At 57.9% G+C, this 12,369-nt stretch carries 7 protein-coding genes; 4 read left to right on the top strand and 3 right to left on the bottom strand.

The window, feature by feature from the left end; genetic code table 11:
- The first annotated feature begins 11 nt into the window (after nucleotides 1-11).
- Nucleotides 12-1,391: a DUF1329 domain-containing protein gene (locus tag D9N14_RS19320; RefSeq protein ID WP_290582828.1), complete on the top strand. Its 1,380-nt coding sequence runs from the start codon at nucleotides 12-14 to the stop codon at nucleotides 1,389-1,391.
- A 107-nt stretch (nucleotides 1,392-1,498) separates the two neighbouring features.
- On the opposite strand, the gene D9N14_RS19315 is transcribed toward D9N14_RS19320, so the two are convergent.
- From D9N14_RS19315 to D9N14_RS19305, 3 genes are all read right to left on the bottom strand, one after another.
- Entirely contained in the window at nucleotides 1,499-4,285 is a 2,787-nt protein-coding gene (locus D9N14_RS19315) for a hybrid sensor histidine kinase/response regulator (RefSeq protein WP_290582826.1), read from the bottom strand.
- A gap of 25 nt (nucleotides 4,286-4,310) precedes the next feature.
- A complete protein-coding gene (locus D9N14_RS19310) occupies nucleotides 4,311-5,834 on the bottom strand; it encodes an AMP-binding protein (RefSeq protein WP_290582824.1) in 1,524 nt (507 codons plus the stop codon).
- Nucleotides 5,835-5,973: 139 nt separating this feature from the next.
- The gene (locus tag D9N14_RS19305; protein WP_290582822.1) at nucleotides 5,974-6,990 is read right to left on the bottom strand and encodes an AraC family transcriptional regulator; all 1,017 of its coding nucleotides are present in this window, start codon (nucleotides 6,988-6,990) and stop codon (nucleotides 5,974-5,976) included.
- A gap of 228 nt (nucleotides 6,991-7,218) precedes the next feature.
- On the opposite strand from D9N14_RS19305, the gene D9N14_RS19300 reads away from it, so the two are divergent.
- The 3 genes from D9N14_RS19300 (at nucleotide 7,219) to D9N14_RS19290 (ending at nucleotide 12,367) form a co-directional block, all read left to right on the top strand.
- Nucleotides 7,219-7,962: a hypothetical protein gene (locus tag D9N14_RS19300; protein ID WP_290582821.1), complete on the top strand. Its 744-nt coding sequence runs from the start codon at nucleotides 7,219-7,221 to the stop codon at nucleotides 7,960-7,962.
- A 70-nt stretch (nucleotides 7,963-8,032) separates the two neighbouring features.
- Entirely contained in the window at nucleotides 8,033-9,439 is a 1,407-nt protein-coding gene (locus D9N14_RS19295) for a WS/DGAT/MGAT family O-acyltransferase (RefSeq protein ID WP_290582819.1), read from the top strand.
- Nucleotides 9,440-9,583: 144 nt separating this feature from the next.
- A complete protein-coding gene (locus D9N14_RS19290) occupies nucleotides 9,584-12,367 on the top strand; it encodes a hybrid sensor histidine kinase/response regulator (protein ID WP_290582816.1) in 2,784 nt (927 codons plus the stop codon).
- Nucleotides 12,368-12,369: the final 2 nt, after the last annotated feature.

Genomic DNA, 12,369 nt, shown 5'->3' with positions numbered 1-12,369 from the left:
GAATAGACTTAATGAATACCAAAACAACAAAACTTGCTAATACCCTGGTCGCCGCGGTTGCCACTGTGATGTTCGGTGCGGCAGCCCATGCCAAAGTGCCGGCGGAACAGGCAGCAAAGCTGGGCGGCAGCGAGCTCACGGCCACCGGCGCTGAAGTGGCCGGTAACGCCGATGGTTCCATTCCTGCCTACGATGGTGGTATGAAATCCGCTCCTGCCTGTTACAACGGCGGGGAGTTCCTGTGTAATCCGTTCCCCGACGACAAACCGTTGTTCGTCATCACCGCCCAGAACGTGGAACAGTACAAAGACAAGCTGAGCCCCGGTCAGTACGCCATGTTCCAGAAATATCCGGAAACCTTCCGTATGCCGGTCTACCAGACCCGGCGTACTTTCCGTATGCCGGAACACGTGGCTGAACTCACCAAGAAAAATGCGGTGAGCACGGAGCCGGTTGGCCCCACCGGTTTGAAAAACTACGAGCTGCAAGGCTATCCGTTCCCCATTCCCAACAATGGTCTGGAAGCAGTTTGGAACCACATTGCCCGCTGGCGGGGGGATGCCCTGGATCGTTATGCCGGTCAGGTGACGCCGCTGGCCAACGGCGCCTACAGTATGGTGATGTTCCGCGACCAGGTGGTGGTGGCCAACAAGCTGACTGACTACGAGCCGGGTAAGGATGACAACGTGCTGTTTTACGGCAAGCAGGTGGTGACAGCACCCTCCCGTCTGGCGGGTAACGTACTGCTGGTGCACGAAACCCTGGACCAGGTGAAGGAGCCGCGTCGGGCGTGGATCTATAACGCCGGTCAACGCCGGGTACGACGGGCACCGCAGGTGGCCTATGATGGCCCGGGGACGGCTGCAGACGGCATGCGTACGGCGGACAACTATGACCTGTTCAACGGTTCCCCCGACCGCTACGAGTGGACCCTGAAAGGCAAAAAGGAGATGTACATTGGATACAACTCCTACAAGCTGGATGAGAAAGGTCTACCCTATGACGACGTGATCAAGCCCGGCCACATCAACCAGGACCTGACCCGCTATGAGTTGCACCGGGTCTGGGAAGTGGAAGCCAATCTGCGTTCCGGTACCCGTCATATTTATGCCAAGCGGGTGTTCTTCTTCGATGAGGACAGCTGGATGGCGGCGGTAATCGATCACTACGACGGTCGCGGTAATCTCTGGCGGGTGGCGGAATCCCATGAAATTCTGTACTACCATGTGCCGGTTCAGGGCTATTCGCTGGAAGTGCTGTATGACCTGCATGCCGGTCGTTACCTGGCCCTGGGTTTCGAGAACAACGAAATCATGGGTGTGAACTGGGATGCGAAGTTTTCCTATGGCGACTTCCAACCGGCAGCACTGCGCCGGGCCGGGGTTCGTTAAGGGGGTGATCGCGCAGAAGGCGTAACGCACTGCGCATCAGATTCTCGTACCAGATCCTGGTATTGATGAAAGGAGGCTTCGGCCTCCTTTCTTTATGTCTGCTGCCTTTATTTTTGCGCGTAGCGGATCAACAGGTGTTTCAGATCCTGCATCACGATGGGTTTGGCGAGAAAGTCGTTCATGCCCACCGCAAAGCAGCGGTCGCGGTAGCTTTTCATGGCGTGGGCACTCAGGGCACAAATGATCTGGGGCGGTCGCTGGTTGTCTGTCTCCCAGCGCCGGATTCGGGTTGTGGCTTCATAACCGTCAATGTCAGGCATCTCGCAATCCATGAAAATCAGGTCAAACTGCCGGTTGGCTCCCAGGGTCTTTTCCAGTGCTTCCTGACCGGACGCAGCCACTTCCGGAATAATGCCCAGCTTCTTCAGGAAACCACAGATAACCTTGGTGTTGACTGGATTGTCGTCCACCACCAGCAGTTGCATCCGGCTCAGATCCACGTTTTCATCAATCTGTTCCGGCAGCACCCGATTGAAGCCGATGCGCTCCAGCAGAGACAATTGAATGGCGGAAATGCTGATGGGGTATTCCTCGAAAATCGGAGGCTCGCCAAGGCCGGCAAAGTGGTGCCGGGGAAACCCGGGCTTGACCGTAAGAATCAGGTTGCTGCTTTGCAACACCGGATAACGGGCAATGAGGTCATTCACCAGGGCGATGGAAAAGTCCTCGCAGTATTGGTCCATCAGCACGAAGTCATAGGTTGAACCGGTGACCTCCAATTGTTGCTGCAGATCATGCAGGCAATGGGTGATGCTGAGGGAAAAGCCCCAGAGCTTTTGATACTCCCGGATCAGGTCAGTGTAGCGTGTGTCCGGGTTGGCGATCAGTATGCGCAAGCCGGAGGCAATGGGCTTGAGTGCATCGGCGTTGCCCAGATTGAACTGCCGGGACTCGATGATTGGAATGGTGAACCAGAAGATGGATCCCTGACCCGGTTGACTGCGCAACCCGATGTCGCCGCCCATCATTTCCACAAAACGCTTGGAGATGGTGAGCCCCAAGCCGGAGCCTCCGTATTTGCGACTGGTGGAGCGGTCCGCCTGGGTGAATTGTTCGAATATGGATTGTTGTTGCTGGGCTGCAATGCCCACACCGCTGTCGCTGACGGTGATGATAATAAACTGCCCGCTGTCGTCGCAATCGGCAGCCAGGGTGACTTCTCCCTCCCGGGTGAATTTGAAAGCGTTGCTGAGCAGGTTGGTGAGAATCTGGCGCAGACGGTTGGCATCACCGGTGATGCGGGCAGGCACCCGTGGCGAGATATAGGTGTTGAAGAACAGCCCTTTTTCTTTGGCGGTCACCGAGAACACATTGGCGGTTTCATCCAGCAAGCGGCGTACAGGAAAACTGACGGCCTCCAGTTCCAGCTTGCCGGCTTCGATTTTGGAGTAATCCAGTATGTCGTTCAGCACCGTCATTAAGGTCTTGCCGGAGCCCAGAATGGTGTTGATGTAGGACGCCTGTTGCGGTGTCAGTCGAGTGTCCCGCAGCAGTTCCGCCATGCCCAGTATGCCGTTCATGGGGGTCCGGATTTCGTGGCTCATGGTGGCCAGGAATTCGCTTTTGGTTTGGGTCAGCAGATGCGCCTCACGCTTTTCCTGATCCAGGGATTTGATGCGATAGGCCAGCCCCAAAGACAACAGGGTGACCTCGACCATGTTGCCCACTTGCAGCGAATACTCCGTGCAGATGGAAATCGGCAACATGCCCAGCAGATACGCATCATAAATGGATACGGCCGACACCAACACAAACCAGGCCAGGGTATAGTAGGGGGCCGCCGGGACACCGCGGCGCCACATCAGCAAGCCTACCACGGACAGTGAAATGCTTCCCGGGATCAGGATAATCACCACCACATAGGTCAGCCAGGTGGCGGGATACACCAGTCCCAATAATGCCAGCGCCAGCCACAATCGGGTCAGGTGACGATAGGCTGAGGCGATTCTGGGGGCATGCTGGTGCAGCGACAGAAAGTGCACGGTGAACGGAATGCTGGCGGCCGATCCCAGTGCCGTCAGTACCAGCGTCATCTGATAATCGTAACCCGGGTGGTTCGGCCACAGATACTCGATGGCCAGGCCCCGGTCGATCAGGATGAAACCCGACAGGCAAAGAATGAAAAAACTGTAGGTGCCGTAGCTGCGGTCACGCACAAAAAAGTAAATGCAAAGGTTGTAGATCGCCATGATCGCCACCACGCCGAAATAAAAACCCTGAAACAGGATCCGGCCTTCATTGCGGCGCTCCAGTTGTTCCGGAGTCCAAAGGTTGATGGGCAGTTTCATGGGGTAGCGACTGTTGAATCGCAGGTACACCACTTTGTTGAGCTGGGGTGAGTATTCGATGGGAAAAATAAAATTGCGTGCCGGGTAGGGGCGTTGCGCAATGGGAAGGTGATCACCGGCGGCGAAGTGAGCCTCTAATTGCAGGGGTTCCTGCCGGTCCGCTTGCAGCCCTGTCTGCAACGGATCATCCGCCGAAGACGGTGCTGGTCGCTGGTACACGAACACGTCCAACCGGCTTATTTTGTGGTTGGCCACTTCCAGCAGGAGCGGCCTTGGCGGCAGGGCCCCGGCTTCGAGTTCAAACCGCACCCAGACGTCACCTTCCACAAACCCCAGATTCAGTTCAGAGCGGTCGATGTTCTGCCAGGGTACGTCCAGGTTCAGAGGTGACAGGTGGTCCGTTGGGGGCGCATCCGGTTGGTGGTAAAACTGCAACGCCGGTTTCAATTCCGGCCCGATGGCCGCGTGGCTGCCTGTTGCAAAAGCCAGCAGCCAAAGACCCGGCAGGCCGACCCACAGCAACCAGTGCCATAAACTGCGTTTCACGGTATGCCCTACTGCCATCAAAATCCTATTTCCAGTACCGGTCCTTGAGCAAACGTTTGTAGAGCTTGCCGGTGGGGTGACGCGGCAGCTCCGCTTCAAAATCGATGGACCTGGGGCACTTGATGGGGGAGAGCTTGCTACGGCAGAAATCCAGCAGTTCCTGCTCCAGCTCTGCACCCGCCAGCGCCATGTCGCTGGGTTGGACCACCGCTTTTACCTCTTCACCGAACTCCTCATTGGGCACGCCAAATACCGCCACATCGGTGACTTTGGGGTGGGTGACCAGGACGTCTTCCGCCTCCTGGGGGTAAATGTTCACCCCACCGGAAATGATCGTATAGGCTTTGCGGTCGGTGAGATAGAGGTAGCCCTCAGCGTCCAGATACCCTACATCTCCCAGCGTGGTCCAGCCCTGGGGATGGGTGGCGGCCGCGGTCTTGTGTGGGTCATTGTGGTATTCAAAGGGGGCGCCGTTGGCAAAGTACACAGTGCCGATTTCACCACAGGGCAATTCCACAAGATCGTCGTCCACAATTTTCACCTCACCCAGGATGGCGCGCCCGACGGAACCCGGGTGCCGGCTCCATTCTTCGGAGTTAATGGTGGTGAAGCCCATGCCTTCGGTGCCGGCGTAGTATTCGTGGATGATAGGGCCCCACCAGTCGATCATCTGCTGCTTGACCGGGACCGGGCAGGGGGCGGCGGCGTGCACCACACTCTTCAGGCTGGAAACGTCGTAGCGGTCGCGCACGGCCGGCGGCAGTTTCAACATGCGCACAAACATGGTGGGCACCAGTTGGCTATGGGTGATGGCGTATTGTTCCACCAAATGCAGGTAACGTTCTGCGTCAAATTTCTCCATGATGACGCAGGTGGCACCGGTGCGTTGAAATGTCATGTTGTAGCGCAGCGGAGCGGCGTGATACAGCGGTGCCGGGGACAGGTAACGCATCTCTTCACCGGGCGTCATATACAGTGCAGACACCAGGTTATAGAGCGTGCCCGGGGTGCCCAGCGGTGGCAGTTCCAGGGGCGGTTTGATGCCTTTGGGTTTGCCGGTGGTGCCAGAGGAATAGAGCATGTCGCTGCCTTCGCACTCGTCGGCGATGGGGCTGGTCGGCTGTATAGCCATGGCCTGCTCCAGCGACAGGTAGGGCGGGCAGGGCTCGCCGCTGACATATCGGTGGGGGCAGTGGGGTATCTGGGCCGCCACTGCCTGCGCCACTGGTAGCTGTTGTTGTGACGTGACCAGCAGGGACGCAGAGCAATCGTTGACGATGTAGGCCACCTCGTCCACCTGCAGCCGATGGCTGATGGCCGTGTAATAGAGGCCGCTGCGCTGGGCGGCCCAGGCCAGGGTGAGAAACTGGGGGTGATTTTCCATCAGGATCGCAATATGGTCACCCGGATTCAGTCCCAGTGTGCGAAACAGGTGGGCCAATTGATTGGAGCGTTCGTTCAATTCCTTGTAGGTCACCACAGTCCCGGACTCGGACAGAATATAGGCCGGTTTATCCGGGTGTGTGGCAGCGAAAATTCCTGGATGCATGGGATTACCTGATTGCGGACGGTTGCTTTATTATTGTCCTATCAATGTAGCAGTAATCCTGTACAAGTCGGTGACCTTTTGTCTCAAAAGCCTTGAGCGAACCAGCCAGCGCCCTGAGCAGGCCCGCATTGGGGCCGGGTCAAACGATGGTTTGCTGCCCCAGCTGGTTACGGTACTTGCCCGGGGGCAGTCCAAACCAGCGCTTGGCGGCACGATAGAAATTGCTCAGATCCAGAAATCCCAGCAGTTGGGATACTTCCATCAGGCTCAATGAGGAGTTGGCCAGGTACTGCTCCGCCAGCTCCTGGCGGGTCTGGTCCAGCACGTCCTGATAGGTCAGGCCTTCCTGTTTGAGTTTGCGCTGCAGAGTGCGGTCGGACATGTGCATGGCGTCGGCGATTTCCCCCAGGCGCGGCTCGCCATAACGCAGGCTGCGCAGAATCTCGGTGTAAACCCGATATTGAATGGAGGCGAATCCCATGCGGGCCATCTGCTCTTTCAACACATTCTGGTGCAGTTCGCACACTGTGGCGCTGACGGTGGGCAGCTCGGCGTTGAGCACCTCACGGCTGATCAGAATACGGTTTTCCGGTTGATCAAAGGTTTGCGGGCAGCCAAAGGCCTGCTGGTAGGGGCTGCCATCCGCCGGTGCGGCGAAGGTCCATTCCTGGGCCAGGGGAACGATGTTGGAGCGGGTGATCCAGGTGCAGAGCATCAGGGTGGTGAGAAAACTGAATTCGATGCGGGTGCGGAACGCGTAATGGTGTTTGGCCAGGGACAGCAGCACCCAGCAGCCGTCTGTGTCCTGCTCCAGGCTCAGGCTGACCTCTTCAGAGACCACGGGCAGGTAATTCTGCAGAATCTTGAGGGCATCCAGCAGGGTGGGGCAGGCCATCATGGCGAAGCCCACCTGGTGCAGGCCGCCGTATCGGTCACAGAGTTCCCGACGTAGCCCAAGGTGACGATTCCCGGTCTGCAATACAGCAGCGTCCCAGAGGTGACCTACATAGTCACTGGGGTAACGGGCGTCGCTGTCCTGCAGGTCTTTGGCGCGTAAACCGAATTCTTTCAGCAGGCTGTCGACGTTGACACCCTCCGCCACAAACATATCACACAGGTTTTTAAGCCAGGAAGCTGATACAGTCCTTTGAGTCATGATGATCATTTGTTTTTATAATGTCTCATTGTACGCATCCCGTTTTTAAAGATTCAAGTATTGAAATGTGTACGGCTTGTCGGTTTGTATTACAAAACCTGGCCCTGAGGCCCCGGATTCTCCAGGTTTTCTGATTAGTTTTTGGACTCATAAAAATTGTAATAAAAGGCCAGTGCCAAATTTCCCGGGGCTCAATACAATTTCCATAAAAAGCACAAGGGAAGCACTATGAATCCGCAATCGCCCTACATCCGCTATCGGGCATCCTCAGAATTGTTTGAGCTGGTCCAGACCTATATCGATGGTGTTGAGGGGCCAGAGCCGCAGCCGGACGTGGACGTGCTGGTGCGGGCCATGGACCTGTTTGTGAAGGAATCCGTGGCCACTTTCGTGCTGCAACCAGCCGCTCACGTGGGCCTGAAACCGGCGTTTTTGAAGATGATCCATTCACTCAGCAAGCTGACGGAAAAGTCTGCCATGATGTTGGTGAACAAGGTGGCGCGGAAAATGTCCCTGCAGGATCATCGTAATGCTGCTGCCTACATGCAGGCAGTGCGCCTGACCTATGAAGAGGACGGTCAGATGGTGGGGGATATCCTCTTCCCGATCCGCTCTGAGTTCGCCGAAATGGGCTGGGAAACCCGGGTTAAAATGCTCGGAGGCCAGGCCAAGGACCCGGCGGTGCTGGCGGAAGGCATTCAGTTCCTGCATGAAGTGATCGATGTGGCCAACCTTTGGGTGTTCGAAAAACCCATGGAAATCCTGCAGCTGGGGCCGGTGATGCGCAAGCTCGCGGTGAGTACGGTTGGCACCGTGAAAAAGGCCACCCATTCGCTGATCAACACCCTGGTACCGAAAATCTCAGAACAGCAAACCGTTGCCTCGGCGGAGTATTTTTCCGGCATCGTTGGACCGGGGCCGTTCGCGCGGGAATACGGGCAGATACCGGACGGATTTTTGGCCGCCCGTTGATCGGGGTCAAACGCAGAAACATCACAATAAACCATCATACTCACTTGTGTTAGAAGGGAATCGCCACGCCATGAAGCCCCTCAGTGCCACCGATAATCTGTTCCTGATGCTGGAAAAGCGTCAGCAGCCCACCCACATTGCCGGCTTGCAGCTTTATGATTTTCCGGAAGGTGCGCCTGCCAATTACGTGTCCAAATTTGCGGAGGAGCTACGGGAATACACCCAGCCGGTGGCGCCCTTCAACCAGCGGGTGACCTACCGATTTGGCCGTCCGTACTGGAAACAGGACAGCCAGTTCGATCTGGAGCATCACTTCCGCCATGTGGCCTTGCCCAAACCAGGCCGTATTCGGGAGCTGCTGGCCTTGATCTCGACGGAGCACAGCAACCAGATGGACCGGGAGCGCCCCCTGTGGGAGTCCTATCTGATCGAGGGCCTGAAGGGCCGGCGTTTTGCCATTTACAGTAAGCAGCATCATGCCCTGATGGATGGGGTGTCTGCCATGCGGCTGGGGACCAAAATGCTGTCAACGGACCCCAACGAGCGCAATATGCCGCCCATCTGGGCCTTTGACCTGAAATCGAAGTCCAGTGCCGGGTTGACCAACCGCCTGGACGCCACCACGCTGGTGGCTGCGGCCCGTGCAGGGGTGCGCAACAATCTGTCGGCCATTCCCCACGTGGCCAAGGCAATGCAGGATGCCTGGCGCAAGTCCAAAACGGATTCCGCCTACACCAGTATTTTCCAGGCGCCGCAGTGCGTGCTGAACGACCGCATCACCGGTTCCCGCCGCTTTGCCGCCGAATCGTTTTCACTGGCCCGTATTCGTGCCATCGCGAAGGCCTTCGACGCCACCATCAATGATGTGGTGCTGGCCATCTGTGGCAGTGCATTGCGGGATTATCTGCTGGACCAGAATGCCCTGCCGGAACAACCGCTGATTGCGGCGATCCCGGTATCCCTGCGTGAGGATGAAAGCATCGGCGGCAACCAGATCGTCACCATCCTGGCCAATCTGGGGACGGACACCGCGGACCCGGCCCAGCGCATGCAGACTGTGCGGGCATCGGTGCAGGAAGCGAAACAGCGAATGAGCACCATGTCGCAGAAGGAAATCATGGCTTATACCGCCCTGATGCTGACGCCGGCTGGCATGCAGATGCTGACCGGGTTGATGCCCAAATGGCAGGCGTTCAATGTGATGATCTCCAACGTGCCGGGCCCTAAAGAGCCTCTCTATTGGAACGGTGCCCGTCTGCGGGGAATGTATCCGGTGTCCATGCCGCTGGATCGACTGGCGCTGAACATCACCATCCTCAGTTATTACGATCAGTTGGAATTCGGCCTGACGGCCTGCCGCCGCACCCTGCCTTCCATGCAGCGGATGCTGGCGCACCTGGAGTCCGGCATCGAAGGCCTGGAAGTGGCCGCCGGTCTCAACCATGCCCGTCGCAACGAAATGGAACTCGCCTGGTAGCCGACGCCGATCCTGCAGCGGGCTCCCGGGCCCGTTGTTGTTTTCTGACGTTGTGTAATAATTACGCAGGGGATCCGCGGGGGCCCACGGAAGACATTTGGCTACGGGTTACGGATATTGAGCGGTGCGGTATTAGGGATACGGTTGGGAGCAACCCGGGTGTGGCGCGGTGTGGTCACGCTGTTGCTGCTGTGGATTCCGTTATACGCCGGCGCGGATCATCAGCAACCTCTCGGGGTACCGGGATTGCAACAGGCGCCCCGCTACAGCCACTGCTTTCCCTCTGAACCTGGTTCCGATCACACCCCCATCAAATACACACAAGTCCAGCACCAGCTGCATACCGCGCCCTGGCAACCGGCCGTCCAGGGGCCGCTCAACCACGGCTTTACCACCCGTGAGTGCTGGGTTCACACCCGGCTGCGCAACACCGGGGATGCCCCCCTGGCCCTGGTGATCAGTACCGATTACGCCCTGCTGGACTGGGTGGAAATGCTGGTGTTGGACCCCAATGCCGAACGCATTGTGGAGCGGCAGCGGACCGGGCTCTCCGTTCCCTATAGTCAGTGGCCGGTACCCAATCAAAACCCCTCTTTTCTCCTTCGCCTGCCGGCGGGGGCAGAGCGCCTGGTGGTCTGGCGGGCCCAGTCCGCCTATGGCATGCAGCTGAACACACGCATTAGCTCAGAATCCGATTTTTATTCCCGCCAGGAGATGATGCTGGGCATACACAGCCTGTTCTTCGGCGCCATGCTGGTGATGGTGGTGTACAACCTGTTTGTGTTCTTTGCCGTGCGTGAAAAGGTCTATCTGCTGTATGTGTTCTGGTCCGGCACCATGACACTGTTTCAGCTGGTGTACTGGGGCTTCGGGCAGCGCTTTGTCTGGCCCCACAGTGATGAGTTTTCGCGGCTGGCCATGGCTGGGTTGCTGCCGGTGGCTATTTTCTTCGGGCCCTGGTTCACCCGCACGTTTCTCGGCCTGGGTTTTTTAAACCTCAAAGACAACCTGCTGCTGGGTGGCATCAGTGCGCTGGGGGTCATCATGCTGCTGGCCCTGGGGCTGGTGGACCATTATTACCTGGTGCCGGTGTATACCGTATTGATCCAATGTATGGTGTTGCTGATTGCGGTGATCAGTATTCGGCGATTGCGGGCCGGTGATCGATCCGCCCTGTATTTCTTGCTGGCCTGGGTTTGTTTTATTCTCGGTGTCAGCCTGATGGCTATGAGCAAGTTCGGGGTGCTGCCGGTGTCCTTGTGGACCGAGCATATGGTGGAGTTGGGTACGACCCTGGAAGTGGTGTTGTTGTCCCTGGCGCTGGCAGAACGTATCAAGATGCTCAAACTGGAAGGGCAGAAGGCCAAGAACGATCAGATCCGGGCGGAATTTGAGGCCAGCAAGGCCAGGGAGCTGAGTCAGACCAAAAGCGAGTTTTTGGCCACCATGAGCCACGAAATCCGTACCCCGATGAACGGTGTGCTGGCCATGGCCGACCTGTTGCGGCACACCCGCCTGGCACCGGAGCCTGCCAGTTATGTGGACACCATCTTCCAGTCCACCAAGAGCCTGCTCACGGTGATCAATGACATACTGGACTACACCCGCATTGAATCCGGCAAAATGGAAATCGATCCGGTTCCCGTTACGGTGGAGTCCCTGGTGGACGAGTGTGTCATGTTGTTCTCGGTGCAGAGCCGACAATCGCACCTGCCGTTGGTCATCAGTGTGGATCCGGCCGTTCCTGCGACTCTGTTCCTGGACCCGGTACGGGTGAAGCAGATCATCAACAATCTGCTGGGCAACGCCTTCAAGTTCACCGAGCAGGGGCAGGTAACACTGAATCTTTTTTTGCAGGAAGCCACACCGGGGGGGGGCTCGTTGTTGGCGATCGCCGTGGAGGACACCGGAATCGGCATGTCCGAGCAGGAGCAGCGGCGCCTGTTCCAGGCGTTCGCCCAGGCGGATCGCTCCATCGTACGTCGCTATGGCGGCAGCGGCCTGGGTCTCATCATCTGCAAAAAGCTGGCGGAATTGATGGGTGGGGATATTGCCATGTCCAGTCGGGAGGGGGAAGGCACGCGCTTTGTGGTCTCCCTGCCGTTCACCCAAATCCACTGGCACTCCCCGCAGGTGGCAGAGTTGAAAGGCCGGCGGGCGCTGTTGGTGGGCGCCGATGGCGAGGTGCGCCGGGGTTATGAGTGCCTGCTGCAGCGCTGGGGTTTACAGGTCGAGGGGGTATCGGGCCTGGAGCCAGACGCGGATACGGCGCAGCAGGATATTATCGTTTTCTGTGGCGTCGATGCTTGTGCTGGCGAGGGAATTGAGCGGTGGTCGGGTGCTCCGCCGATGCTGCAATTGGGAGACCCTGCGGTGGCAGGGCATAAGCCAGCCCAGGTCAACAGCCTGCCGGCGCCGGTGACGATGAAAATGCTGCGCGAGGAAGTCATTCGCCTGTTGGCACCGGGGCGGGTTAAGGCCGCTTCACCGTTGCGGGCACCTGCTGACCGGCGCTGGCAGGCGTTGCGCCTGCTGGTGGCAGAGGACAATCCGGTTAATCAGCTGGTGGTACAGCGCCTGCTGCAAAAGCTCAATGTCACCCCGGAGATGGTGGACAACGGCCGCCAGGCTCTGGATTACGCCCGTCAACATCCGGTGGATATTATTCTGATGGATTGCGATATGCCGGTCATGGATGGGTGCCGGGCGACAACCGCGATTCGGCAGGCGGGTTTGAATGAGGTTTGGATCATTGGTCTCAGTGCCAAAGCGGCCAGCGATGAAGTGCAGTCCGCCATGGATTGCGGTATGAACGATTACCTCACCAAGCCGGTGATGTTGCATCAGTTGCGGGAAGCCATCGGCCGCAGTGCACCGGTGGTGCAGTTGGAATCCAGCTCGTCGCCCATCCTGCACAGCCCGGGTTAATG

The sequence above is a fragment of the Ketobacter sp. genome (assembly GCF_003671495.1).
In the GTDB taxonomy this organism is placed as follows: Bacteria; Pseudomonadota; Gammaproteobacteria; order Pseudomonadales; family Ketobacteraceae; genus Ketobacter.
The sequence above is the reverse complement of the archived record's forward strand: the minus strand, read 5'-3'. Positions and strand labels throughout refer to the sequence as shown.